Below are 26,539 nucleotides of genomic sequence, written 5' to 3' on the forward strand. Positions count from 1 at the left end.
CAAGACATCAAAATGATATCTTGAAATTGATGATTCCTCAGTACAACAGACGTGTTGTTCAGTATCCCATAACCGAAAGCGAATACTTCCTCTTATGCTATTCTTTCTGTTCAATCAAAAGTTTCTATTGGAAAATTAAAAAATAAATATGATGAAACTATTTTATAACCTACAAAGGGGCGTGGGTTTACTTGTTTTTTGTACTATCTTGCTTAGTGCTTGTGTGAACCATATTTCGGAGGAAGAGGAGGATAGTGTTAATAATGGAGATATTCCATTGAAATTTATTGCCGATATTCGTGAATCAGTTGGTACCCGTATGGCAAATAATAACTTTGCCGAAGGGGATGAAGTCGGTCTGTTTGCTCTTGCCGGAACCACTACAATGCAAGAAGAACGTTATGTGGATAATCTTCATTTCATACGTTCATCCAATGGTGAGTTTGAATCTAACGAGTCGGTATACTATCCGGATGATGGAGTTACATTGAATTTAATCAGTTATTATCCTTATCAAAAGAGTGGCGTGGGGATAGGGGAGAGCACCATGCAGGTGGCGGTTTCAACGACTCAAAATATTCCTGACGATTATTCACATTCTGATTTCCTAATTGCTTCTAAAGATGAGGTCTTAGCCAGTAAGGAGGCGGTCGCTCTGACCTATAATCATCAGTTTTTTCGTCTGAAAATTGTTCTTATTCCTGGAGAGGAAGAGAATATAGAAGAAATACTATCTGTGAAACCTACACTTTCGGTGAGTGGCTTTTATACTAAGACCATTTATGATTTTCAGAAGAAAACATTCTCTGCCTATTCTGAAGAGAAAGATATTACTCCTGCAGGAGAATGGGAAATAAAAGACGGTCGACTGGTAGGAAAAGAGCTTATTTTGATCCCTCAAGAGGCGACAGCCGGATACCAATACATAACATTGGAAGCTGCCGGCAAACTATATACCAGTTTATTACCATCCACTTTACAATTGGAAAGTGGAAAACAGAGAGAGTTGGAAATAACGTTTGTATCGGCCGAAGATATATTAATGAGTAAAGTGAACGGAGAAATCGGGGATTGGGATGGAACAGAAGTGGATCATACCGAATCGGGTATTTTGCATAAATACATAGATGTATCGAAGCTGACTTTTGAAAAATCGAATGTGTACAAAGTGATACATTCGGGAAAACAAGTAGCCGAAATATGTAAAGAGTATCTTGTTACTCCGGATTTTTCTTCTCAAGCGATTGTTGCCTATCCGATGAAAGAAGACGGTAGCGTTAATTTATCTCAAGGGATTGTAGCACAGTTATTAGGAAAATCAGGAAAAGTAAATGGTGGAAGTGTATCATGGAATATGGAAGATCATTCATTAACCTATGTGGATGGCACCTTATTGGCTCGTCATAATGTTTATGTGCTGGCAGACGGAACAATCTCCTTATCAGTAACACTGGCAGATGATGTGTTACCTGTTTTGGCACAGGAAGATATTGTTCGTGATGTTCGTGGAGGAGTCATCCATAATTATCCGCTAGTGAAGATCGGAACTCAATACTGGATGAGGAGTAATTTGGAGACATCTTTATATGTAAACGGTGATGCGCTCCCTAAATTGAATCAGGTAACAGCAAATATAGCCGGATATTTGCAATCTACTACAGAGCATTATTTTTATACCGCTAATGTTGCGCTTTCCGGTAGGATCTTGCCAACTCACTGGAGTATACCGAATTGGGAAGACTGGAATATTTTAAAAGACTACTTGAAGGGGGAAGCTTCTTTGTTGAAGTCAGGGACCTGGTTGTCCCTGAAGACGGAAGAACAAGTGCAACCTGCAACTAATTTATCCGGTTTTAATGGTATTCCTGTAGGAATGTATGTAGGGGCTTTTCAAGCAGATTATGAGAACAAACATTTGGCATATTGGACATTGGACAATACAAATGCCACCATCGATACTAAGGTTTTCTACATGAAAAGTGATACGAATATCATAGAAGAATCTAATGCGGGTATTGATACGAAAGCTTTCGCTATTCGTTGTATTAGAAAGTAAATCAGTGAAAATTGCATCTCCTTTTCATAAATTGCTTATATTTGGGAAGTAAAACTAACTAAAAGAGAGAACTATGAAGAAGATAATAAATCCCTGGAAGGGTTTGGAAGGGTACAATTGTTTCGGTTGTGCTCCTAATAATGAAGCTGGAGTAAAAATGGAATTTTATGAGGATGGTGACGAAGTAGTGAGCATTTGGAAGCCACGTCCCGAGTATCAAGGCTGGATTGACACTTTGCATGGCGGTATTCAAGCAGTTTTGATGGATGAAATCTGTGCGTGGGTGGTGCTTCGTAAACTACAAACGACTGGAGTGACTTCGAAGATGGAAACCCGTTACCGAAAATCTGTTGATACCAAAGATTCTCATATAGTATTGCGCGCCTCTATTAAAGAAGTGAAGCGGAACATTGTCATTGTTGAAGCAAAATTATATAATGAGGATGGAGAAGTATGCACAGAATCGGTTTGTACCTACTTTACTTTCTCGAAAGAAAAGTCGAAAGACGAAATGCATTTTACGAAATGTGATGTAGAGCCGGAAGAGATATTGCCTTTAATTTGAAATAAAAACTCAAGTTTTTGTGATAAATGTTTGGTGGTTTCAAACAAATGCTTTACTTTTGTCGCAGTTAATAAAAGAAATATGAAATATACAACTACACATCATCATCATCATTTTCCTAACGAATAATCGGTGGGCGTGGATGATATTGTGTATAACTATATAAACGATAACTAAGGCTTGCCGAATACGGTAAGCCTTTTTTATTTCTCAACGCATATTATAATTAAAAATTAAATAAAGTCATGTTAAGAATCGCAGTACAAGCCAAAGGACGTCTCTTCGAAGAGACAATGGCACTTTTAGGAGAGTCGGATATTAAGTTGAGCACTACAAAACGTACCTTATTGGTGCAGTCTTCCAATTTCCCTATTGAAGTTCTATTCCTTCGTGATGATGATATCCCGCAGACAGTGGCTACCGGTGTGGCAGACTTGGGAATTGTTGGCGAAAATGAATTTATGGAAAAGGAAGAAGATGCGGAAATCATCAAACGTTTGGGATTCAGTAAGTGTCGCCTTTCATTGGCTATGCCGAAAGATATTGAATATCCCGGTTTGTCATGGTTTAACGGTAAGAAGATCGCTACTTCTTATCCGGTTATTCTTCGCAACTTCCTGAAGAAAAATGGTGTAAATGCTGAAATTCACGTGATTACCGGTTCTGTAGAAGTGTCTCCGGGAATTGGATTGGCTGATGCTATTTTTGATATTGTAAGCTCCGGTTCTACGTTGGTAAGTAACCGTTTGAAAGAAGTGGAAGTCGTAATGAAGTCGGAAGCATTGCTGATTGGCAACAAGAATATGAGCGACGAGAAAAAAGAAGTGCTCGAAGAACTGCTGTTCCGCATGAATGCAGTAAAAACAGCCGAAGATAAAAAATATGTATTGATGAATGCTCCGAAAGATAAACTGGAAGAAATCATTGCTGTATTGCCGGGTATGAAGAGTCCTACGGTGATGCCGTTAGCACAGGAAGGCTGGTGCTCTGTCCATACAGTACTTGATGAAAAACGTTTTTGGGAAATCATTGGAAAACTGAAAGGACTGGGAGCAGAAGGCATTTTAGTACTGCCAATTGAAAAGATGATTGTATAAATATATAGGCATCTAATAAAATAGTAACCATGAGATTGATTAAATATCCCTCAAAAGAACAGTGGACGGAACTTTTGAAACGTCCGGCACTGAATACGGAAAATTTGTTCGACACTGTTCGCTCTATTATAAATAAGGTAAGAGCAGAAGGTGACAAAGCCGTCTTGAAATATGAAGCTACTTTTGATAAAGTCACCTTGTCTGCGCTTGCTGTGACTCCTGAAGAGATACAGGTTGCCGGAACATTGGTAAGCGATGAACTGAAAGCAGTCATCTCCCTGGCAAAACAAAATATTGAAACCTTTCATGCTTCCCAACGTTTTATCGGAAAGAAGGTAGAAACAATGAACGGTGTGACTTGCTGGCAAAAATCGGTAGGAATCGAAAAAGTGGGATTGTATATTCCGGGTGGAACAGCACCACTTTTCTCAACTGTATTGATGTTGGCTGTTCCGGCTAAAATTGCAGGATGCAAGGAAATCGTACTTTGCACGCCTCCCGATAAGAATGGAAATATTCATCCGGCTATTCTTTTTGCTGCGCAACTGGCAGGTGTCAGTAAAATATTCAAGGCTGGTGGTGTGCAGGCTATTGCCGCTATGGCCTATGGAACGGAGAGTGTACCTAAAGTATATAAGATATTTGGTCCAGGTAATCAATATGTGACAGCTGCCAAACAGTTGGTAAGCCTGCGTGATGTAGCTATTGATATGCCTGCCGGTCCTTCTGAAGTCGAAGTTCTGGCTGATGCATCTGCCAACCCGGTTTTTGTAGCAGCAGATCTTTTGTCACAGGCAGAACACGGAATAGATAGTCAGGCTATATTGATTACCACTTCCAAGAAGCTTCAAACAGAAGTAATGGCGGAAGTAGAACGTCAATTAGCCGAATTGCCCCGTCGTGAAATTGCTGCAAAATCATTAGAGAATAGTAAACTGATTTTAGTAAAGGATTTGGATGAAGCATTGGAACTGACTAACGCATACGCGCCGGAACACTTAATAATAGAAACGGAAAACTACATGGAAGTAGCAGAGCGTGTAACAAATGCCGGTTCTGTTTTTCTTGGATCGTTAACTCCCGAAAGTGCCGGTGACTATGCTTCCGGAACAAATCATACCTTGCCTACCAACGGTTATGCCAAAGCATATAGCGGCGTCAGTCTGGATAGTTTTATCCGCAAGATTACGTTTCAGGAAATTCTCCCGGAAGGAATAAAGGCTATTGGTCCTGCTATTGAGGAGATGGCGGCTAACGAACATTTGGATGCGCATAAAAATGCGGTCACAGTTCGTCTCAAAGCAATTCAAAATTCATAATTTAAAATTTAAAGAAGTGAAAACATTACAAGAATTAACCCGGCCGAATATCTGGAAATTAAAGCCTTACTCTTCGGCACGTGATGAATATAAAGGAGTCACCGCTTCTGTTTTCCTGGATGCAAACGAAAATCCGTACAATACGCCTCACAACCGTTATCCGGACCCTATGCAGTGTGAACTGAAAACATTGTTGTCGAAAATTAAGAAAGTATCTCCCGAACATATTTTTCTCGGAAACGGCAGTGATGAAGCCATCGACTTGGTCTTTCGTGCTTTCTGTGAACCGGGTAAAGATAATGTAGTAGCTATTGATCCTACCTATGGAATGTATCAGGTCTGTGCCGATGTAAACGATGTGGAATATCGGAAAGTATTGTTGGATGATGACTTCCAATTCTCTGCTGACAAATTGCTGGCAGCTACCGACGAGCATACCAAACTGATTTTCCTTTGTTCGCCTAATAATCCGACGGGAAATGATCTGCTTCGTTCCGAAATAGAAAAGATTCTTTGTCAGTTTGAAGGATTGGTAATGTTGGATGAGGCTTACAATGATTTTTCTAAAGCTCCGTCTTTCCTCGAAGAGTTGGATAAATATCCCAATCTCGTCGTATTCCAGACATTCTCCAAAGCCTGGGGATGTGCTGCTATCCGTTTGGGAATGGCTTTTGCTTCCAAAGAGATTATTGATATTCTTAGTAAAATCAAATATCCCTATAATGTCAACCAGTTGACTCAACAGCAAGCCATCGCCATGTTGCATAAACATTATGAGATAGAACGTTGGGTGAAAACTCTGAAGGAAGAACGTGACTATTTGGAAGCGGAATTTGAAAAGCTTCCATGTACCATTAAACTGTTCCCGTCTGATGCGAATTTCTTTTTGGCAAAAGTGACGGATGCCGTGAAAATCTACAATTATTTGGTAGGTGAAGGAATTATTGTGCGTAATCGCCATAACATTTCGCTTTGCTGCAACTGTTTGCGTGTGACTGTCGGTACCCGTGTAGAGAATAATACACTATTAGCCACCCTTAAAAAATACCCGGGATAATTTATGAAGAAGAAAGTATTATTTATAGATCGAGATGGTACGTTGGTGATCGAACCTCCCGTAGATTACCAACTCGACTCATTGGAGAAGCTGGAATTCTATCCGAAAGTATTCCGTAATTTAGGTTTTATCCGCAGCAAACTCGATTTTGAATTTGTGATGGTCACCAATCAGGATGGATTGGGTACATCTTCCTTCCCGGAAGAAACGTTTTGGCCTGCCCATAATCTGATGCTTAAAACATTGGAAGGAGAGGGGATTACTTTTGATGAGATTCTAATAGACCGTAGTTTCCCGGAAGATAATGCGCCCACCCGTAAACCATGTACCGGAATGCTGACGAAGTATCTAAATAATCCGGAATACGATCTTGCCGGAAGTTTTGTGATAGGCGACCGTCCTACGGATGTGGAACTTGCCAAGAATTTGGGTTGTCGGGCAATCTATCTGCAAAATTCACCTGAAACCCTGAAAGAAAAAGGATTGGAAGAAGTCTGCGCCCTTGCAACAACTGACTGGGATCAGATAGCCGAGTTCCTTTTTGCCGGAGAACGGAAAGCGGAAGTACGTCGTACAACCAAAGAAACAGATATTGATGTGGTTTTAAACTTGGATGGAAACGGCACTTGTGACATTTCTACCGGTCTTGGCTTTTTCGACCACATGCTCGAGCAGATTGGAAAACACTCCGGTATGGACTTGACAATCCGTGTAAAAGGAGATCTGGAGGTAGACGAACATCATACAATCGAAGATACTGCTATTGCATTAGGAGAATGTATTTACCAGGCTTTAGGTAGTAAGCGTGGAATTGAACGTTATGGCTATGCTTTACCGATGGATGATTGTCTTTGTCAGGTTTGTTTGGACTTTGGTGGTCGTCCCTGGCTGGTTTGGGATGCCGAATTCAAGCGTGAGAAGATAGGGGAGATGCCAACGGAAATGTTCCTTCATTTCTTTAAGTCACTAAGTGATGCGGCAAAAATGAATCTGAACATTAAGGCGGAAGGACAAAATGAACATCATAAGATAGAAGGTATTTTTAAAGCCCTTGCCCGTGCCTTGAAAATGGCAATCAAAAGAGATATCTATCATTTTGAACTTCCATCCAGCAAGGGAGTACTTTGATCTTTTTATAATAACAATATAGACTTATGCAGAAACGAATCCTGTTGAGCCTACTTTTGGGAGTAATCTTCTCTATATCTATTTTTAGTCAGAATCTAAAAGTAGAGAAGATTACTCTTCCTGATAGTGAATTAACCAATCTGTACAAGATCGATTCGGGTGTATATCGTTCAGAGCAACCTTCGCATGAAGACTTTAAAGCTTTAGAAAAGTATGGTATTGGCGAAGCTCTCAATCTCCGTAATAGACATAGTGATGATGATGAAGCCGCAGGAACAAACGTAAAGCTTCATCGGGTAAAGACCAAAGCTCATTCCATCAATGAAGAACAGTTGATTGAAGCATTGCGTATTATAAAGAATCGTAAAGCGCCGATTGTTATCCATTGCCATCACGGATCAGATCGCACAGGAGCTGTTTGCGCACTTTATCGAGTGGTATTTCAGAATGTTTCAAAAGAAGACGCGATTCATGAAATGACTGAAGGCGGTTTTGGCTTTCATCGTATTTATAAAAATATCATTCGGAGGATTAAAGAAGCGGATATAGAGCAAATAAGAAGAAAAGTTATGTGTACAGAGGGATTTTAGTATGTAATTTTGTGCAGATACATGTCTTGCTAAAATGTTGTATCGAAGCTATGATGAGGCGTTATATTTTCTCAACTATTCTCACTGCTATGAGAAAAAAATCTCACTATAATGAGAAAATCTTCTCATAGTAATGAGTATTTTTTCTCATAGCAGTGAGAATAGTTTGATGTTTGTACTTCCCTATAAATTCTCTATTTCTTTAAGCCACATAGTTGAATTGGCATCACTAGGCATCCTCCAATCCCCCCGTGGACTAATAGAAATACTTCCAACTTTAGGTCCGTCCGGTAAGCAAGAACGTTTGAACTGCTGATTGAAGAAACGACGGAAGAAAGTGGAAAGCCATTTCTTGATGGTTTCTTCATCATACATATCTTTGAATGTTGTTTTTGCCAAATAGAATATCTTGGAAGGTCGGAAGCCGAAACGTAAGAAATAATATAGGAAGAAGTCGTGCAGTTCATAAGGACCTACCAAATCTTCTGTTTTCTGTTTAATTTCTCCGTTCTCATCCGCCGGAATCAATTCCGGGCTAATAGGAGTGTCTACAATATCAAGCAAAGTAGCTTTCGAGTTTTCGTCCATACCGTTTTCTGCCACCCATTGTACTAAATATTTCACAAGTGTTTTGGGAACACTCGCATTTACCCCGTACATGGACATGTGATCGCCGTTGTAAGTAGCCCATCCCAATGCAAGTTCGGATAAATCCCCTGTGCCGATAACCATTCCCCAAGTCTGATTGGCCACATCCATTAGTATTTGTGTACGTTCGCGCGCTTGCGAATTCTCGTATGTAACGTCATGTACATTCATGTCATGTTCGATGTCCTTAAAATGTTGGATGCAGGCATCTTTAATACTAATTTCACGGATGGATATACCTAATGATTTCATTAGATCGATCGCATTATGGTATGTGCGGTCAGTCGTTCCGAAACCCGGCATCGTGATTCCGAGAATACCTTTCCGGGATAATCCCAGTTTATCGAAAGTCTTCACGCAGACGAGCAGTGCCAGTGTTGAGTCTAGGCCGCCTGAAATACCGACTACAGCTGTTTTGGCTCCGGTGTGAACTAATCTTTGTGCTAGTCCGGCCACTTGGATAGAGAATACTTCTTCGCAATGTTCATTTAGCTCAATTCCTTGTGGTACAAAAGGATGGGCGTTGAACTTCCGGGTTAAGGTCAGTTCTTTGCTGTTGACAAATTCTGTTGCGATAGAAACCGCCTTCTTGTCTCCTAAATTTGCCTGATTAGCGGCGAAGGTAGTATTTATCCTGCGTTCTGCCCGGATGCGTTCCACATCAATTTCACTGATAATCAGTTGCTCTTTCATACTGAAACGTTCGCTGCGTGCAAGCAGTGAACCGTTTTCATAAATCAGCCCATTACCGGCAAAAACCACATCGGTAGTAGATTCTCCAAAGCCACAAGACGAGAATACATATCCGGCAATACAACGTGCAGATTGTTGGCTGATGAGAGAACAAAGATAATTGTTCTTTCCAATGCCTTCATTATCAGCAGACATATTGAACAGAATCTCTGCTCCTTGCAGTGCCAGTGAGGAACTTGGAGGTATAGTAGACCAAAGGTCCTCGCATATCTCAATGCCAAAAGTCGTATCTGAAGTCTCAAAAAGCAGATTTGCACCTATGGGAACGATTTGTCCACACAGGCGTACATTGTTTGTAGCCAACTGAAGCGCTGATGTGAACCAACGTTGTTCGTAGAATTCTTTATAATTCGGCAGATAGGTCTTGGCTGCAACTCCCAACACTTTCCCTTTCTGAATCACTACGGCTGCATTGATAACTGTCGAATTGACAACGACAGGCATGCCAACAATAGAAATGATATCTAATTGACGGGTGTTATTCAGAATTTGCATCAGCCCCATTTCTGCTTCTTCCAGCAAAAGTTGTTGTCCGAATAGGTCACCACAAGTATATCCGGTGATACTCATTTCCGGGAAAATAATGATCTGCACTCCTTTTCCTTCAGCCACTGTAATCAGACTTTCTATCTTCTCTACATTGAATTTACAGTCAGCCACTTTTACGTGTGGCACGGCTGCAGCTACTTTTACAAATCCGTAGTTCATCTTATACCTTATTTATATATAATGAGTGCAAAAATAGGAAATAGTTTTGAATAATTATCTTTTCTATATTGAATCCTCTTAATAAGCTATTTTGTATGAGTTGTGATGTTGTTATTTGAGCAATTAAAGTAACTATCAAAATGAACGTTTATATTCAATTATCATTGAAATATGTTGTGGATTTATTTTCATTTATGGGTTTGTGTACTTAAATATGTATCAAAAAGATATAAGTGGAAATTTGGTATAAAATATGCGACATATTGTTTCTTTTATTTAAATATAATATATATATTTGTAGCCAAAATAGAACAATATTAGAAGTGTATAACACCTAAACAGAACAAGTGATATTAGTGTTTAATTTATAACTTAAGAGAGCAGATGGTCATACATTTAATTCACACAGCAGTAACACGAAAAATCTATTTGGATATTTGGCGCAATATTAAGAATTTGCCAAGTTAGTCTATTCCTATTCTATATTTATAGATAATAATAGCCTGTCCCAAGTCGGTGCAGAAAATGCATAAACCGATTTTGGGAAAGGAGTGTATTATTCTACGCGAAGACTGCGTATTCCTTATTGTAGATAAATCTATAAAAATAAATCAATTTCATTAATTTAAAATCAAAGTATCAAAGATGAGAAAATCAATTCTCTTGTTTGTACTCTTTACTTTGACAAGTATCCCCCTGTTGCTTTTTGCACAGGGTGGATATCAGGTAACGGGACACATTATTTCGGCGGAAGACAATCAGCCGATGATTGGTGTGTCTGTTTTGGAGAAGGGTACGACGAACGGAGTAATTACCGATATGAATGGTAATTACAGTATCACAGTGACGAAATCCCCTGCTATTTTGCAGTTTTCTTACATTGGAATGAAAACGATGGAAAAGCAGGTGTCTGCTGCCACTCGCATGAATCTGAAGATGGAGAGTGATGCACAAATGGTAGAAGAAGTAGTGGTTGTTGCCTACGGTGTACGTAAGAAAGGTACGATTGCAGGTTCTGTATCTACGGTAAAAGCTGAAAAGATGGAAGATGTTCCTGCTCCGAGTTTCGATCAGGCACTGCAAGGGCAGGCACCGGGATTAATGGTGCTTTCTGAATCAGGTGAACCCAGTAAGGCAGCAACTTTTCGTATTCGCGGAACAAATTCAATTAATTCGGGGAAAGATCCTCTTTTTATATTGGATGGAGTGGCTATTTCAAGTTCAGATTTCAACACGATTAGTCCTAATGATATTGAGAGCATTTCAGTGTTGAAAGATGCTTCTTCTACTTCTATCTATGGCGCACGTGCTTCTAATGGCGTGGTAGTAATCACTTCCAAGCGTGGACGTATGGGGGAAGCTGCCAAGATTACTTTCCGTACACAACTAGGTTTTTCCCAATTAGCTTCAAAGGACTGGGATCAGATGGATACGAACGAACGTATTCAGTTTGAAAAAGAAGTGGGATTGGATAAAGGACAGGATTACGAGAAATTAAGTAAGATAAATATCAATTGGCTGGATAAGGTATACAATGACAAAGCACCCTTGCAGAATTACGAGTTGTCAGTAAATGGTGGTACGGAAAAGTTAAATTATTATGTTTCGGGAAGCTATTATGATCAGGATGGTATTGCAGTAGGTTCTACATTTGAGCGTGTTAACTTCCGTGCCAATGTGGAGGCGAAAGCTAATAAATGGTTGAAAATAGGAACGAATACAATGTTTACTTATCAGGAGGTAGAACAGAGTGATGATGGTGAATATGCATTGTGGGCTCCTATTTCCGCATCTTTTTTCATGTTGCCTTACTGGAATCCTTATAAGGAGGATGGAAGTCTGGCTCTTCAGGATGACGGCAGTTGGAAAGGAACGACGGAGAATCCGTTAGCATGGATGGAAAACAATCCGTTATCAAATAAGAAGTATAAACTTTTATCTACTTTCTATGCTGAAGCTACACCTATAAAGAATCTCACAATTCGTTCACAACTAAGTGCAGATTATGGTCATACTACTTCTTTTTATCGAAGTTTTCCGAGTTATAAGCCAAATAATAATTATGGAGGTGCCCAGCGTAGTTCGTATGATATGCTTAATCTGATGATTACAAATACGGCAAACTACCGTTTTATGTTGAATGATGTTCATTCATTCAACTTTATGGTTGGGCAGGAAGGAGTCGATTATCATTATGAAGGTTTTCAGGTTACGACTCGTGGACAGACAAATGATATTTTGACAAACTTGTCTTCCGGTTCTACCGCTTCATCATGGGGAGATCCCGTTACGGAATATTCTTTTCTCTCTTTTTTTGGTCGTGGTGAATATAATTATGATGATCGTTACTATGCTGACTTTTCGGTTCGTGGGGATGGATCTTCCCGTTTCGGAACAGATAAACATTGGGGAGCTTTTTGGTCAGTCGGGTTTATGTGGAATCTCCGTAAGGAGAAGTTCATGCAAAAATATAAATGGCTTACTAATGCGCAAATAGCGATTAATACCGGTACATCGGGCAACTCTTCTATTAATAACTATGAACATCTGGCTTTAGTTTCCGGTGGATATAAGTATAACAATGAATCAGGTATTGCTATTTCCCAGTTGGGAAATGAAGAATTAAGTTGGGAGTCTACATGGGCTACTAATGTGGCACTGCATTTAGGTTTTATTGATCGTATAAATTTGGATGTGGAGTTTTATAATAAGAAAACTACTAATATGTTGATGGCAGTTCCCATTTCTTACACAACTAGCGGTTTTGGAACTCGTTGGGATAATGTGGGAGCTATGCGAAACCGTGGTGTAGAAATTAATGTCAGTGCAGACGTACTTCGCATCAAAGACTTTACATGGAATGTGAACGCCAATGTTTCATATAATAAAAATGAGATAACCGAGCTTTATAATGGGATAACAGAATATGTAGCCTCTGATACTGGTAGAATGGTTGCGGTAGGTCATCCGTTAGGTGAATTTTATCTGAACCGTTATGCAGGAGTCAATCCTACTAATGGAGATGCTTTATGGTATACCAAAGACGGTGAAATTACTACAGAATATAATGAAAGTGACAAAGTGATGCTGGGTAAGACACATGAAGCTCCTTGGCAAGGTGGTTTTGGTACTACACTTTCTTGGCAAGGATTTTCACTTTCCGCACAGTTCACGTGGGTGGCCAATCGCTGGATGCTAAACAATGACAGAGTTTTTCAAGAGAGCAACGGACTGTTCAGTGCCTACAATCAGTCAAAACGTATGCTTTATGATCGATGGAAAAAGCCGGGAGATGTGACTGATATCCCTCGTTATGGAGTTACTCCTCAATTAGATTCACGATTCTTGGAAGATGCTTCTTTCCTGCGTCTGAAAAATTTAATGCTTAGCTATACATTCCCACAGAAATGGTTGCAGCGGACTAATTTTTTAAGTAGTGCCCGTATTTATGCGCAGGGACAGAATTTGTTGACATTTACAAGTTTTACAGGGATGGATCCGGAGTCTACCTCCAATGTGTATAAGGCTCAATACCCTATGTCCCGTCAGTTTACATTCGGACTGGAAGTTTCATTCTAAAATTAATCAGTGATGATAAGAAAAATAAAATTATATATAGTTTTAGTTGCGGTATTGCTTTCGGCATCTTCCTGTCTTGATAAATATCCGCAAGATGCAATTCCGCAAGAAGAGGCTATTAAGACAGTGAGCGATGTACGCCAAGCTTTGGTCGGTATTTATGCACAGTTTAAAAATGCCAGCCTATATAGCGGATACTTGACTTTATTGCCTGATATTCAGACGGATCTGGTATACGCTGTTAAAGGATATACAAATATCTATGGTGATGTATGGCGTAATGAAATATTAGCTATCAATAAACAGGTGGAATATGTGTATGGTGGCTTGTATACTGTCATCGGACGTTGCAATTTTGTTCTTGATAACATTGCTGCTGTAGAGGCCAACACTTCAGATGATGAACAACTGGACAAGTTGGATACCTATAAAGGTCATATCTATTTTGCCCGTGCGCTGGCTTATTCAGAACTGTTGAAGTGTTTCTGTAAAGCTTATGAAAGTGACGAAGAAGCTGCCAATGAACTGGGAGTTGTACTGCAGTCCAGCTACGTTAATCCGGGACCGGTGAAGCGTGCTTCTTTAAAAGATTCGTATCAGTTTGTATTGGATGATTTGGCTAGATCGGCCGAATATCTGGCTACGGATGATGACACTGAGGTTATTTATAATTCTGCATATTTCACGATTGGTACAGTCAATGCTTTATATGCTCGTATGTACCTGTATATGCGGAAGTGGGAGAAAGCTGTTGAATATGCTACTAAAGTAATAGATAGTAAGAAATATATATTAGCTGATGCAACCAAGAATAGTTATTCGGTTACTTATAATGATTTTGCATACATGTGGCAGTATGATAATTCTACTGAAATCATTTGGAAAGTAATGTTTGAGGTAAATTCCTATGGAGGGGCATTAGGCACTGTATTCCTCAATTATGATTATACATCTTATAAACCGGATTATGTACCGGCTAAATGGGCATTGGATGCCTATGCCAATGCTGATTTACGCTATAATGCTTATTTCGCTACGGCAACGACCGGATTCTCTCATGGGTTGACTTGGCCTCTTTTGGTTAAATACATGGGAAATCAGGATTTTATAAGCCAAAGATTGCTGTGTGTATCCATGCCGAAACCGTTCCGGTTAGCGGAACAATATCTGATTCGTGCAGAGGCTTATTGCCGGATGGGAGCATCTTATTATGGAAAAGCAGGAATTGATATTTCTACTTTATGTATGGCTCGTTATTCTTCTTATGGTGGCTCTACTACGCTTACAGAAGAAAATTGGTTTAAAACTGTCAGTGAAGAACGTATGAAAGAACTCTTTATGGAAGGTTTCCGTCTTAACGACTTGAAACGTTGGCATGAGGGATTTGAACGTAAAGAACAAACTTCGACTATCTCTCCGGGTAATACGTTGAAGTTAGAGAAAGACGATCCTCGTTTTGTATGGCCTATTCCACAACATGAGTTGGATGCTCCTGGCGTAGATCTAGCACCTAATGAAAGCAATAAATAATGTATAAAGATAATATAGAGAAACAATGAAACGATTAATAACAGGAATAGTAACACTTACGACGTTGGCTGTCGGATTCTGGGGATGTAATGATCTTTCCCGGACGACTTACAGCGGTTCCGACTACGTGATGTTCTCCGATACATTATCTATGTATCCGGTGCAGGACAGCGAGAAATGGTTTGAGATTCCGGTAGTAGCTACGAACATATGCGATTATGACCGTTCTTTTGGTGTGGAAGTAGACGATAAGGCTAGTAATGCAATTGAAAAAAAGCAATATGTAGTTGAATCAAATACGGTAACCATTAAAGCAGGGGAGCGAGTTGCAAAGTTCCGGATGAAGGGTGTTTATGAAAATATAGGTAAAACTGACTCTTTGTCGGTTACGTTCAATTTGCTTGCGAAAGATGAAAATATATGGGATTTGTACGGTACACGTACTCGTGTTCAAATGCAAAAAGCATGTCCTTTCGAACTAAGTACTTTTGAAGGCTATTGTCTATTGACTTCTTCTTTCTTTAATGCATATATGACGGATACGGAACATCGGTTATTGCAGGCAGAAAGAGACAAGACGGAAGATAATACTATCATATTACATGATTTTTTCTACAAGAATTATGATCTTAAAATTAAGTATGATCCTTCCGATCCGTTGAAACCATTTGTAGAGTTTGATGATCAAATTATAGGTAGTACGGCAGAAGCCTTCGGAACCATTTACGGTAATGGAAAGCTGATGTGTACTCAGCCTGTTGCGTACGATTCTTATTATAATGTATGCCAGAAATTCGTATTCTTATATAGCACTATTTATGTGGTGGGTAAAGGTACAGTAGGTACTTATGTGAATATCTTGGAGTGGATTAGTGATGAAGAAGCGGAACAGTATAAGAAAGAGGAAGGACTCTAAACTATAATCGGAAATAAATATGAAAGATATAATGAAATATTATTTGCAATTGATTACGTTAGTGTTTTGTCTCTTCGTATCTGCTTGCAGTGATGATGACGAGACTACAACGCCTGTATTCCCGGATTTGCAGAAAATAGAATGTGAAGTCGGAGATACCAAGACACTGACTTTTGAGGCTGCCGATAACTGGATATTGACTTCCTCATCGTTATGGTGCTATTTTGAACAGGATGGTGAGAGGACGTTCGTTTGTTCAGGCAATGCCGGAAAGCAGACAGTCACTATCCATATTAGTGATGATGCTACCGAACTGTTAAAATCTTATAAGGCAGAGCTGACTATGAAGCTGGCAGGAAGCCAGCAGGTGATAGCGGAGGTGACGCGTCCGTCTACTGGTTATGAAGTTCGGGCTTTCAATGCGGACAAGTCTGTAATGTACACAGAAGAAAATCCTTTTGTCATCAATTTTGATGGAACTGACATATTGGTGTTAGAAGCTAATGAGGATTGGGCTTTGAAAAGTAACCCCGAATGGATGGAATTCAATCGTAGAGCATCAGACAGCGAAGTTGTATCTGGCAATGCCGGAGATAATGTCAGCGTCATTCCACAGATGATAATGCAATATAAAAAGAATGAAATTACCGGCTTTCTGACAATTGAAAGTAGAAGCGGAGCTGTTGCAAAAGTTCCTGTGAAGTATGAAGGTATTCCTGCTGATAGAATTATTGGTACTCTGAAAGACAACATAGAAGTCTCGGTTGATGGAGAAAGTTATACTGCAGGCGATAATAGTTATGATAGCGAGGGAGTTCCTGTAACGGTAATGGCTAAGAATGATGAATATACCTTGGTATGTGTGGAATATGTGGCAGAACGGAATCAGATGACATGGGAGCTTGAATATTCTTATACAATAATGGATTCCTTTAATCGTTGGCTTTGGATAGATGATGATAAAGAAGGGAATATTAATATAGCAGCAAGCGCAAATAATTCGAAAGCAAGAACTGCGTATGTATTAGCATTTCCTAACGTTATATATGCTGAAATTAAGGATCATCTATCCGATCTTGTTTTACTTGAAAAGGGGATTCCAAAGGAATATGATGAAAATATAATTGCTGATATAAAACAGGAAGGAGTGGCAGGAGATCTGATATCTTTGGTTAAAGAAAGTGGTGAACCTATTTTGGATGGTACAGGCAATCCTGTGAAAGCTGTACCTTCGGATATGCCAGATGAACAATTAGAAAGTGAATATGGTACTATAAATGTATTTTTGGTTTCATCGTTGACTTTAGGTGTTAATTATGATCCATTCCATATTATTGTAAATGGCTACTCCGGTTGGAATTTGCAAGCTGAAACTAAGCATAATGGTCAGGATACCGTATGGGAAGGAATTGAAGTTGAGGGAAGGTATATGACAAGTGCATTTGTCAATGTTTCAGGTATGGACGAAAGCAAGAATGGAACAAAGCCTATGGTTATTAAATTAATGGATAATGAAACTATTTTAGGAGTATTGCTGATTCAACCCCGATATGAGGATTGATAACATGTAAAATTTAGCTTATATGAAAACTAAGATATTATTTATAAAAATGTTTGTCCTTTCTTGCATGTTGTTTACTTTAGGGTTTACAGCTGGAAGTTGCTCTGACGATGATGACGTACTTCAGGCAGGATATGGATATGCTCAGTTCAAACTTTATAAAGGTGTTTCGACAGGTACACGTGCCAGTACGAATGAGCTGGATTATTTGCGTGATGCGCAAAAAATGAAAATCGTGCTTATCAATCAGGAAGACGGTACTGAAATTGTACAGACTGTCGGTCTGGAAGCGATGGGTGACGATAGTGAATTTGGCTTGAGAAGTGACAAACTTCAATTGATGGTCGGAACTTATCAGATTATCGGTTTCTATCTGTATAAAGCAGATGGAACTACGCAGGATTTGAAACAGATTCTTTCCGGCGAACCGGATAAAAAGACAATTTTGACTGTAGTAAATGGTGGGTTAGCTGTACAAGACATACAGGTGAAAGTAGTGAATCGAGGGATAGTGAAATTTACTATAACTAAAAAATTTCTACCATCCACTCGGGCAATAGGCGAAGATTATGTTTTCTCCGATATCAAATACATCAATGTAACGGTACAGGAACAGTTTACGAAAAAAGAGACGACTCTTGAGAATATTGCCGTAAAGTATACAGAGAAGCTGGATGATAGTGGAAAGAAGATATCCGTGGCTGTCAGTGATTCATTATTCCGTCTTTCTGCCGGTAAATATAAGATTAAAAGTTATACGACTAAAAAGAAAAATAAGGGGTCTTTGGAATATGGAGAAGTAAACGGTGCTGACTTTGAAGTGCTGGATAATGTGACTACTGAAGTTAACGTTCCGATTAACTTCAGTAAAACTACCGGCAGTATTAAGGACTATCTTGTTCTGAAAGAAATGTGGGAAGCCTTGAAAGGCCCGTCTATTCCAGAAAAGAATCAGAAGGGATGGAGTTATTCGGGTACTACATATCCTTTAGGTACTAACTGGGATTTCAATAAAGATATTGATTTGTGGGGAGATCAACCTGGTGTCGATTTGGATGCCAAAGGACGTGTCACAGGTCTTTCTATCGGTGCGTTCGGTCCTGAAGGTGATATTCCTGAATCTTTAGGAGACTTAACGGAGCTTAGAACTTTATCTTTAGGTAATCATTCCGACCAAGTAGGTGATAACATCATTGAGAAGACGATGGGAACTGAATTGACTGAAGTACAGAAGAACTCTATAAGGAGTGATTATTATAATAAGTTTGTAAAGGTGGATATTGAATCGTATTTCTCCGAACCGATACAAGCTGCTTTGAAGTGGCAGAAAGAGGGGATACCCAGTCGTTTTTCTCAGCCTACTGTAAATAGCAAAGCCAATCGTCCTTCTTTGAAAGATGTCCCGGTCAATCGGTTGACAAATGGAATTCATAGAATACCCGCTTCTATTGGAAACCTGAAGAAATTGCAATATTTGTATATTGCCAACGGTAAATTCGAAGGATTTGAACCGGGGACTGACCTAAGTGGGCTGGAGAATCTGACAGACCTTGAAATTTACAATTGTCCGTCTATGACAAAACTTCCGGAAGAACTGAATAAACTGCCGAACCTTCAATCATTCAACTTGGCGAGCAATCCGAGTTTGGGAGATTTTCATGAAGATTTAGGTAAGTTTGTGGCCAGCGAAAGTATAAGTAAAACATTACAGATCTTTTATTTGACTTATAATAAACTGACTGTTTTGCCGGATATGTCAATGGTGAAAAAACTTGGTAAACTGGATTGTGCATACAATCAGATTAAAAAGATTGAGAAAGCATTCGGTAGTGATGTTATTTTGGTACAATTGTCAATGGATCACAATCAGATAGAGGAATTGCCACGTGATGAAAGTGGAAGTTTCTGCGGATATGCTGATGTGGAGTCTTTCTCTTTTGCTTATAATAAATTGAAGAAATTTCCAAATATATTCAGTTCGCAATCTGTATATGTAATGTCTTCTGTTAATTTTTCATTCAATGAAATTGATGGATTTGAGGGTGAAGAGGATGGAACTTTTAAGGGCGTAAATGCCAGTACGATTGCATTGGGGGGTAATAAACTGAAAAAATTCCCGAAGATACTGTTTGATACAAATTCTCAGGTATCAGCTTTAGGACTGAACGGTAATGGAATAGAAGAGATACCGAAAGGTACATTCAATGCATCAAAATATTCGTATATGATGAAAACATTCGACTTGACTTATAATCACTTATCAAAGCTTCCGGATGATTTTAATGGGAAAAATATGCCTTTCCTTTATGGTGTGGATCTAAGTAACAACCGCTTTACGGAAGTTCCTACCGGACCGATGGACGCTGCCACATTAACTGTTTATGCTGTACGTAACCAGCGCGATGAGAATGGTAACCGCTTGTTGAGAAAATGGCCGGGCAATTTAGGCTTATGTCCGAGTTTGAGACAGTTCTGTATTGGTGGAAATGATTTGCGAAAGATTTCTGATACGATATCACCATATATTGTCGTTTTTGAGATAAAGGATAATCCAAATATTTCTCTCAATCTTTCCAATGTCTGTAATATGATTAAGGCAGGAGCATATCTTCTTATCTACGATCCGGAACAGGATATTCGTGGATGCGATTATTTGAAAGATAAATAGATAAATAACAAAAAAGAATCTATATGAAACCATTGTTTAAAATATATTTATGCCTCTTTGCAAGCTTGTGTTTTATTGCCGCTTGTGATGATTCGGATGAGGAAGGCATTTCTGGCTTCACCATCAATGCCCAGGAGTTCACCTTGGGTGCTACAGGTGGAATGGAGTCGGTGAAAGTGGCTTCGGGTACTAAATGGGTGGCAAAGGTCAACCAGCCTTGGGTGAAGGTGATGCCTGCTAATGGTGTCGGAAGCACTAATTGTGAGATTGTAGTGGATTCTACACTTTCTAATGATGTGAGACATGCTGTCGTGACGTTTGTACCGGAAGGACAGTCTAAGCAAGAACTGAAAATACATCAGACCGGATATGGAAAGATGATAGGTCTGGATAAATATGAAGTGGAAGTTGCCAGTATGGCTAACGAGGATAAAAGATATTTTGATATATCGGTGACTACGAATGTCAAGTTCAAGGTCGATTATCCTTTGATGGGCTCTTGGGTGACTACTTCCAAAAGACAACCTGATATATCTTTGGATTATGGAGCTCGTCCCCGTACCATCAAGATGCGATTTAAGTGGGATATGAATACGGATCCGAAAGAAAGAATCGCTTCGATTAAGTTCCTTCCGGTGAACGAGGAAGATGAACTGGAGAAAGAGGTAGCTTTGACTATAAAACAGGAAGCTTCACCGGAAATAACAGATGATAGACGGGGAGATTCCATTGCTATTGTCATTGCAAGTACCAAATTGCGTTCAATGATAAGTTGGGATACCAGCGAACGTCTTGACTATTGGGCAGGCATAACCGTATGGGAGAGAACAGATAAAGGTGTGACTCCGGAACAAATCGGTCGTGTACGTTCTGTTGAATTCAAAATGCTGAATACAAAGGAGGAATTACCTGCTGAAATCGGTAAAATCAAATATTTGGAGACATTGGTTGTCGCTAGTAATACGAATACGCAGTTGCTTCCTGCTACTTATAGGATTGGAAACGCATTAAAGGGATTGCAGCATCTGAAGAATCTGACAATAAGTGCGATGGGTATTACAACTATCTCAAAATCAGAATTAGAAGGATCTTGTCAGATTTTAACTAAATTGGATTTGAGTAGTAATAACTTTACGGCTATACCGTCTGACTTGCAATTCAGGAACTTCCCGGAACTGACTCATTTGAGTTTGACAGGTAATCGTCGATACAGTTCAATTACAGATTTGAACGATACACGTGAAAATCTCGGCTTGAAATTTGATGCGAGTAATAATTATAATTTTAAGAACTTGTTGAAGTGGGAAAAACTGAAATCGTTGTCATTATCCTATAATTTGATATATGGAGAGCTACCTACATTCATCGGTTACGGTGGCCGACTGGAATCGGGTGTATATGCTTATACCGATGAAGATATTCAGAGTAACGATACATTAAACAGTGCAAGCAATGAGGTGAAGGCAAAATTAAAGACTATTCCAAGGATTCTGCCTAATGCCGAGCGGTTCACTATTAACTTGAACTTCTTGTCGGGAGATGATTTACCGGAATGGTTACTTTATCATCCGCGTTTCGCACGTTTCGATCCGTTCACTTTGATTTATACACAGGATTCTGGAAAGGATATGAATGGTAATGTTCCGGGATTTAAGAACGAACCTTCTAATTTGGAATGGTTTTACGAGCGTTATCCGAAAGCCAGACCTACATTAACTGAATATTGATTTGATTATGAAAAGAATATATTTAATTCTAATAGCCGCTGTAGCAATCACTTTTACATCCTGTTCCGACCGGGATATGGATACAGTGAAACCTGATACAGGGCAGGGAGCTCCAATTATTAATTTACCCGAGGGAGCGAGCCAGGGAAAAATAATGGTAAAATTCAAACCGGAAGCGGCATCCTTTTTGGATGCTGCTGTAACTCGCTCTATTGGAGGTGCGATGACCCGTTCGGGAATTTCGGATATGGATGTAATTCTGCAGCGAATCGGTACTCATAAATTGGAGCGTATTTTCCCGATAGATAACCGCACGGAAGAACGCACCCGCAAGGCAGGACTGAATCTTTGGTATGTTATCCATTTTGATGAAGATACGAATTTGGAGCAGGTGGCTAAAGATTTGTCGCAGGTAGCAGATGTGGCGAAAGTCCAATTTAGCCATATTATCCAACGTTCATACGATCCTAATGTGCGGGCAACAGTTCTCACCAAACAAGCAATGAGTCATGTGATGCGTAACACTCGCGCCATAAATGTCACACCGGATGATACCTATTTTAATCTACAATGGGGGTGTAAGAATGATGGTTCTATTCTTCAGAATGAAGACAAGAATGACAAGGGTGACAAGGTGGTACCTGCTGTAACGGGGGTTGATGTAAATTGTGGAGAAGCTTGGAAACTTTGTACGGGAGATCCTTCCATCATCGTAGCTGTGCTTGATGAAGGTGTGATGTATGATCATCCTGATTTAAAGGGGAATATGTGGGTGAATGAGGCCGAAACATTTGCTTCAAAGGAAGATGCTGATGGAAATGGTTATGCCGGTGACCGTTATGGCTACAATTTCACAGATGATAAAGGTTATATTTCTTATGATGACCCGAATGATACCGGACATGGAACTCATGTGGCTGGGATTATCAGTGCAGTGAGAAATAATGGTGAAGGTATTAGTGGTATTGCAGGAGGGGATAAAGCTAGTAATATAGGTGGTGTAAAGATAATGAGTTGTCAGGTGTTTTCCGGTTCTAAAGGATGTGACCTGTATCAGGAAGCGAAAGCCGTGAAATATGCAGCAGATAATGGTGCCGTTATTTTGCAGTGTAGTTGGGGATACAATTCGGGACTTGCCAATCCCATTAGCGGATATAGTCCGGGTTATACTTCTGATAAAGCCTGGGTAGACAGTGCTCCGCTGGAGAAAGAGGCTTTTGACTATTTTATTCATAATGCCGGCTCGCCAAATGATGTCATAGACGGAGGTATCATCGTGTTTGCTTCAGGTAATGAATATGCAGCCATGGCCGGATATCCGGGCGCTTATCCTGATTATATTTCGGTAGCGGCCGTAGCAGCCGATGGTACTCCATCCAGTTATTCTAATTATGCGCATGGAGTTTCTATCTGTGCTCCAGGTGGAGACAGTGATTATCATCAGAGCCCCAAAGGTAAAATATATTCCACAATACCATCTTCTGCCAGTGAAGATGGTGGGAATTATGGATACATGGAAGGAACGTCACAGGCTTGTCCACATGTTTCGGGAGTAGCCGCACTGGGACTTTCTTATGCTGCCAAATTGCATCGTCATTTTCGTGCAGATGAATTCCGTAAAATGATATTGGAATCTGCCAAGCCGGTAGAACCATATTTCACGGAAATGAAAGTATATTGGTACACAAATGCTTCATTTGGCCAAATTGCAGCCGGACAGATGGAACCTGCTGCTTATACAGGTAATATGGGTACAGGACTGATTGATGCCTATCAGTTATTGAAAGCTGTTGAGGGCAGAGGTGTCGAGATGACTGTTCCCAATATGTATGTGTCCGTTGGTGGTACAAGTAAGATCAATTACTCCCGTTATTTTAAGAATGGAGAGAATATGACTTTCTCATGTAAAGTTGATGATAGCTCGATAGCTGTTTTTCTCACTGCGGAAGACAACATTACTTTCACCTTGAAAGGATTGAAAGTGGGTTCTACGAAAGCTACCGTTACGGCGACTGACGGTACCAAGCAAGATTTCTTTATTACTGTTCGTAAAAACGATAGTTGGTTGTAAATGTGATTATGAAACGATACTTTACCGGAGCCATCAAGTATGGACTGTTCTTTTTCTTTCTTCTGTCTTCTGCGCATAGTTTTGTGCAGGAAACAGGAGAGGAGCAAGTCTTGCAGTTTGAATGTACTGCAATCAATATAGGGACTTTGTCGGAAGACGATGCGCCGGTAACGTATCATTTTAAATACTGTAATGTAAGTAAAAAAACGGTGCGTATCTCTAAGTTGACTACTTCCTGTGGCTGTACGGTAGCCAAGTGTAATAAAGACTTGGTACAACCGGGGGAACGGGGAGAAATCAATTTGGTTTTTCATCCTAAGGATCAGGCTGGTGATTTGTATCGGGAAGCATTTGTCTATACCGATCTCTCCGGAAAGAAACCGATGATCAGGCTGGTACTTACTGGTAAGGTATCACCTACCAGCGACCAATGGAAGGGATATCCCGTAGCTATTGGGAATACATTGCGACTGAAACGGAAAGAATGGCAGATTAGAGTGCTTTCTCGAGAAGGAATGCAAGTGGAAAGATTCATTTGTGTCAATACAGGAAAGCAACCTTTAAATTTGTCAGCCTTGATGCTGCCGGAATACATTCGTTTTCGAACAGAGCCGAAAGTTATTCTTCCGGAAACGGAAGCCGACATGATTCTTTCTATTGATAGAAGTTTGTTGCCTCAAAAGAATGAAATTACATTTTGTTTGGTCTTGGACGGCATTTCAGTACGCCCTTCTGAACGGACAGTACAAGTGAAATTATTGTTACAATAATAAATAATATAAAATATGTATATGAAAAATATATTCAGAATAATGCTACTACTCACCACGATGCTGTTTGTGTCATGTGGGGATGATGATGAAGTAAAGCTTCCTGATACTAAGGATGTAAATTATGCGAATATCGCAGGAAGCTGGCGATTGAGTGAATGGAATGGAGAAAACCTGGAAGGTGACACACGTTACTATTATATAACGTTTGATCGGAAGGAAAAAGACGGAAAACGTTCTTACACTATTTATACGAATCTCAACAGTGCTACATCTGAGCAAATTCCCGGTTCTTTTCTTTTGAGTAAAGAAGATGATTACGGAGATATTATTAGCGGTACTTACTATTATCAGCTTGATACGGATGATGAATGGGAATATTCATACATTGTTTCGGGGTTGACTGATACTTCGATGATATGGACTGCCAAAGAAGATATGGGAGAAATGAAAGTTTATACTCGTTGTAATGAAGTTCCGGCAGATATCATAGCCGGAACAAGAGCTTCATTCTAGTTGTATTCTGTTTCTTACTTTATTGCCATCAGATTTTCTTGAAAATTGGGGCATCTTTTTATAATAAAACCGTTTAAGCAAATCTTTGTATTTAAACGGTTTTTATTTTTGTATTTATCTTTATTGGTACAAGACCGCACAAATAAAATCAAAGATTTATTTGGAAATAAAATAAAGACTTCTTATCTTTGCATTGGATTTATAATTGTAATGAATACAACTTTGAAAAGAAAGGAAGATAATGAAACCATACGATCGATTATTAGAGCATAATATCAAGCCTTCCATGCAACGCATCGCTATCATGGAATATTTGATGGAGCATCCGATTCATCCGTCGGCTGATGATATTTACACAGCATTGTCTCCTTCAATGCCGACACTTTCAAAGACAACGGTTTATAATACTTTGAAATTGTTTTCCGAACAGGGTGCGGCATTAATGCTTACGATTGACGAAAAGAATACAAATTTTGATGCGGATACTTCTGTACATTCCCATTTCCTTTGTAAACGTTGCGGACATATTTATGATTTGAAATGTCCGGAAGCGATTAAACAAGTGGAAAATCTGGAAATGGATGGTCATCAGGTATCGGAAGTTCATTATTATTATAAAGGTATTTGCAAGAATTGCTTAAGTAAAGATAAAGAAACACGTATTGACTAATTAATTTAAAATTGAGAAGAAAATGAAGAAATTTAGATGTACTGTATGCGGTTACGTTCATGAAGGTGACGCAGCTCCTGAGAAATGTCCATTGTGTAAAGCTCCTGCTAGCAAGTTCGTAGAAGTTGTTGAAGTAGAAGGTGGCGCATTGTCTTTTGCTGACGAACACGTTATCGGTGTTGCAAAAGGTTGTGACGAAGAAATGATTAAGGACCTGAACAATCACTTCATGGGAGAATGTACTGAAGTTGGTATGTATTTGGCCATGAGCCGTCAGGCAGACCGCGAAGGTTATCCTGAAGTAGCTGAAGCTTTCAAACGTTACGCTTGGGAAGAAGCTGAACATGCTGCTAAGTTTGCAGAACTGTTGGGTGACTGCGTATGGGATACTAAAACTAACCTGCAGAAACGTAAAGACGCTGAACAAGGTGCTTGCGAAGACAAAAAACGCATCGCAACTCGTGCTAAAGCTCTGAACCTGGATGCTATCCATGACACTGTACACGAAATGTGCAAAGACGAAGCTCGTCACGGTAAAGGTTTTGAAGGATTATACAACCGTTATTTCGGTGATAAGAAATAATTAAGCCTAATAAACTCTTAAAAGGTC

19 protein-coding genes are annotated in these 26,539 nt (G+C 39.6%); 18 read left to right on the forward strand and 1 reads right to left on the reverse strand.

The annotated features are described in order from the left end of the window. Nucleotides 1-151 precede the first annotated feature (151 nt). The 7 genes from N5O98_RS15900 to N5O98_RS15930 all read left to right on the forward strand — a co-directional run bounded on the left by N5O98_RS15900 (nucleotide 152) and on the right by N5O98_RS15930 (nucleotide 7,812). Nucleotides 152-2,056, forward strand: a complete 1,905-nt coding sequence (locus N5O98_RS15900; protein ID WP_008774918.1) for a fimbrillin family protein — start codon at nucleotides 152-154, stop codon at nucleotides 2,054-2,056. 73 nt (nucleotides 2,057-2,129) lie between these two features. Continuing rightward, nucleotides 2,130-2,621, forward strand: a complete 492-nt coding sequence (locus N5O98_RS15905) for a PaaI family thioesterase (RefSeq protein WP_004310812.1) — start codon at nucleotides 2,130-2,132, stop codon at nucleotides 2,619-2,621. A gap of 245 nt (nucleotides 2,622-2,866) precedes the next feature. Then, complete coding sequence (gene hisG, locus N5O98_RS15910) at nucleotides 2,867-3,718, forward strand: ATP phosphoribosyltransferase (RefSeq protein WP_004310813.1); 852 nt, start codon at nucleotides 2,867-2,869, stop codon at nucleotides 3,716-3,718. A gap of 29 nt (nucleotides 3,719-3,747) precedes the next feature. Continuing rightward, entirely contained in the window at nucleotides 3,748-5,037 is a 1,290-nt protein-coding gene (hisD, locus tag N5O98_RS15915) for a histidinol dehydrogenase (protein ID WP_022199203.1), read from the forward strand. Further along, nucleotides 4,997-6,094, forward strand: coding sequence for a histidinol-phosphate transaminase (hisC, locus tag N5O98_RS15920; protein WP_004310815.1), 1,098 nt, complete (start codon nucleotides 4,997-4,999; stop codon nucleotides 6,092-6,094). The genes hisD and hisC overlap by 41 nt, the downstream gene beginning before the upstream one ends. 3 nt (nucleotides 6,095-6,097) lie before the next feature. Continuing rightward, the gene (hisB, locus tag N5O98_RS15925) at nucleotides 6,098-7,222 is read left to right on the forward strand and encodes a bifunctional histidinol-phosphatase/imidazoleglycerol-phosphate dehydratase HisB (protein ID WP_118161385.1); all 1,125 of its coding nucleotides are present in this window, start codon (nucleotides 6,098-6,100) and stop codon (nucleotides 7,220-7,222) included. 26 nt (nucleotides 7,223-7,248) lie between these two features. Continuing rightward, nucleotides 7,249-7,812: a dual specificity protein phosphatase family protein gene (locus N5O98_RS15930; RefSeq protein ID WP_004315962.1), complete on the forward strand. Its 564-nt coding sequence runs from the start codon at nucleotides 7,249-7,251 to the stop codon at nucleotides 7,810-7,812. A 183-nt stretch (nucleotides 7,813-7,995) separates the two neighbouring features. On the opposite strand, the gene N5O98_RS15935 is transcribed toward N5O98_RS15930, so the two are convergent. Then, nucleotides 7,996-9,921 carry an NAD(+) synthase gene (locus tag N5O98_RS15935; RefSeq protein ID WP_118161386.1) on the reverse strand — a complete coding sequence of 642 codons (1,926 nt, stop codon included), beginning with the start codon at nucleotides 9,919-9,921 and terminating at the stop codon, nucleotides 7,996-7,998. A 645-nt stretch (nucleotides 9,922-10,566) separates the two neighbouring features. Between N5O98_RS15935 and N5O98_RS15940 the strand changes: the two genes are divergently transcribed. The 11 genes from N5O98_RS15940 to N5O98_RS15990 all read left to right on the forward strand — a co-directional run bounded on the left by N5O98_RS15940 (nucleotide 10,567) and on the right by N5O98_RS15990 (nucleotide 26,512). After that, a complete protein-coding gene (locus tag N5O98_RS15940) occupies nucleotides 10,567-13,500 on the forward strand; it encodes a SusC/RagA family TonB-linked outer membrane protein (RefSeq protein WP_118161387.1) in 2,934 nt (977 codons plus the stop codon). Nucleotides 13,501-13,512: 12 nt separating this feature from the next. Then, on the forward strand, nucleotides 13,513-15,030 hold the full coding sequence (locus tag N5O98_RS15945; protein WP_269495823.1) for a RagB/SusD family nutrient uptake outer membrane protein: 1,518 nt from the start codon (nucleotides 13,513-13,515) through the stop codon (nucleotides 15,028-15,030). 25 nt (nucleotides 15,031-15,055) lie between these two features. Then, the gene (locus N5O98_RS15950; RefSeq protein ID WP_008643287.1) at nucleotides 15,056-15,946 is read left to right on the forward strand and encodes a DUF4984 domain-containing protein; all 891 of its coding nucleotides are present in this window, start codon (nucleotides 15,056-15,058) and stop codon (nucleotides 15,944-15,946) included. 19 nt (nucleotides 15,947-15,965) lie between these two features. Next, nucleotides 15,966-17,507: a DUF5003 domain-containing protein gene (locus N5O98_RS15955; protein ID WP_118161389.1), complete on the forward strand. Its 1,542-nt coding sequence runs from the start codon at nucleotides 15,966-15,968 to the stop codon at nucleotides 17,505-17,507. Between the two features lie 22 nt (nucleotides 17,508-17,529). After that, the gene (locus tag N5O98_RS15960) at nucleotides 17,530-20,175 is read left to right on the forward strand and encodes a DUF4458 domain-containing protein (protein WP_118161390.1); all 2,646 of its coding nucleotides are present in this window, start codon (nucleotides 17,530-17,532) and stop codon (nucleotides 20,173-20,175) included. Nucleotides 20,176-20,198: 23 nt separating this feature from the next. Beyond that, nucleotides 20,199-21,902 (forward strand): BACON domain-containing protein, encoded by a 1,704-nt coding sequence (locus tag N5O98_RS15965; RefSeq protein ID WP_008643290.1) that lies wholly within the window; start codon nucleotides 20,199-20,201, stop codon nucleotides 21,900-21,902. A gap of 7 nt (nucleotides 21,903-21,909) precedes the next feature. Continuing rightward, the gene (locus tag N5O98_RS15970; protein WP_008021777.1) at nucleotides 21,910-23,973 is read left to right on the forward strand and encodes a S8 family serine peptidase; all 2,064 of its coding nucleotides are present in this window, start codon (nucleotides 21,910-21,912) and stop codon (nucleotides 23,971-23,973) included. An 8-nt stretch (nucleotides 23,974-23,981) separates the two neighbouring features. Then, nucleotides 23,982-24,743, forward strand: coding sequence for a DUF1573 domain-containing protein (locus N5O98_RS15975; protein WP_032811832.1), 762 nt, complete (start codon nucleotides 23,982-23,984; stop codon nucleotides 24,741-24,743). 21 nt (nucleotides 24,744-24,764) lie between these two features. Next, nucleotides 24,765-25,259, forward strand: a complete 495-nt coding sequence (locus N5O98_RS15980; RefSeq protein WP_225450801.1) for a lipocalin family protein — start codon at nucleotides 24,765-24,767, stop codon at nucleotides 25,257-25,259. Between the two features lie 241 nt (nucleotides 25,260-25,500). Then, a complete protein-coding gene (locus N5O98_RS15985; RefSeq protein WP_004315958.1) occupies nucleotides 25,501-25,929 on the forward strand; it encodes a Fur family transcriptional regulator in 429 nt (142 codons plus the stop codon). 22 nt (nucleotides 25,930-25,951) lie between these two features. After that, nucleotides 25,952-26,512, forward strand: coding sequence for an NADH peroxidase (locus N5O98_RS15990; protein ID WP_004297333.1), 561 nt, complete (start codon nucleotides 25,952-25,954; stop codon nucleotides 26,510-26,512). Nucleotides 26,513-26,539: the final 27 nt, after the last annotated feature.

The sequence above is a fragment of the Bacteroides sp. LFL-34 genome, assembly GCF_027257075.1.
In the GTDB taxonomy this organism is placed as follows: Bacteria; Bacteroidota; Bacteroidia; order Bacteroidales; family Bacteroidaceae; genus Bacteroides; species Bacteroides ovatus.

Bases quoted from the DNA above. Each gene is read 5' to 3' on its own strand.
- N5O98_RS15965 (WP_008643290.1), top strand. From the start codon at position 20,199: ATGAAACCATTGTTTAAAATATATTTATGCCTCTTTGCAAGCTTGTGT.
- N5O98_RS15990 (WP_004297333.1), top strand. From the start codon at position 25,952: ATGAAGAAATTTAGATGTACTGTATGCGGTTACGTTCATGAAGGTGAC.
- N5O98_RS15905 (WP_004310812.1), top strand. From the start codon at position 2,130: ATGAAGAAGATAATAAATCCCTGGAAGGGTTTGGAAGGGTACAATTGT.
- hisD (WP_022199203.1), top strand. From the start codon at position 3,748: ATGAGATTGATTAAATATCCCTCAAAAGAACAGTGGACGGAACTTTTG.
- N5O98_RS15985 (WP_004315958.1), top strand. From the start codon at position 25,501: ATGAAACCATACGATCGATTATTAGAGCATAATATCAAGCCTTCCATG.
- N5O98_RS15900 (WP_008774918.1), top strand. From the start codon at position 152: ATGAAACTATTTTATAACCTACAAAGGGGCGTGGGTTTACTTGTTTTT.
- hisB (WP_118161385.1), top strand. From the start codon at position 6,098: ATGAAGAAGAAAGTATTATTTATAGATCGAGATGGTACGTTGGTGATC.
- N5O98_RS15945 (WP_269495823.1), top strand. From the start codon at position 13,513: ATGATAAGAAAAATAAAATTATATATAGTTTTAGTTGCGGTATTGCTT.
- N5O98_RS15955 (WP_118161389.1), top strand. From the start codon at position 15,966: ATGAAAGATATAATGAAATATTATTTGCAATTGATTACGTTAGTGTTT.
- N5O98_RS15970 (WP_008021777.1), top strand. From the start codon at position 21,910: ATGAAAAGAATATATTTAATTCTAATAGCCGCTGTAGCAATCACTTTT.
- N5O98_RS15940 (WP_118161387.1), top strand. From the start codon at position 10,567: ATGAGAAAATCAATTCTCTTGTTTGTACTCTTTACTTTGACAAGTATC.
- hisC (WP_004310815.1), top strand. From the start codon at position 4,997: ATGCGGTCACAGTTCGTCTCAAAGCAATTCAAAATTCATAATTTAAAA.
- N5O98_RS15975 (WP_032811832.1), top strand. From the start codon at position 23,982: ATGAAACGATACTTTACCGGAGCCATCAAGTATGGACTGTTCTTTTTC.
- hisG (WP_004310813.1), top strand. From the start codon at position 2,867: ATGTTAAGAATCGCAGTACAAGCCAAAGGACGTCTCTTCGAAGAGACA.
- N5O98_RS15980 (WP_225450801.1), top strand. From the start codon at position 24,765: ATGAAAAATATATTCAGAATAATGCTACTACTCACCACGATGCTGTTT.
- N5O98_RS15950 (WP_008643287.1), top strand. From the start codon at position 15,056: ATGAAACGATTAATAACAGGAATAGTAACACTTACGACGTTGGCTGTC.
- N5O98_RS15960 (WP_118161390.1), top strand. From the start codon at position 17,530: ATGAAAACTAAGATATTATTTATAAAAATGTTTGTCCTTTCTTGCATG.
- N5O98_RS15930 (WP_004315962.1), top strand. From the start codon at position 7,249: ATGCAGAAACGAATCCTGTTGAGCCTACTTTTGGGAGTAATCTTCTCT.
- N5O98_RS15935 (WP_118161386.1), bottom strand. From the start codon at position 9,921: ATGAACTACGGATTTGTAAAAGTAGCTGCAGCCGTGCCACACGTAAAA.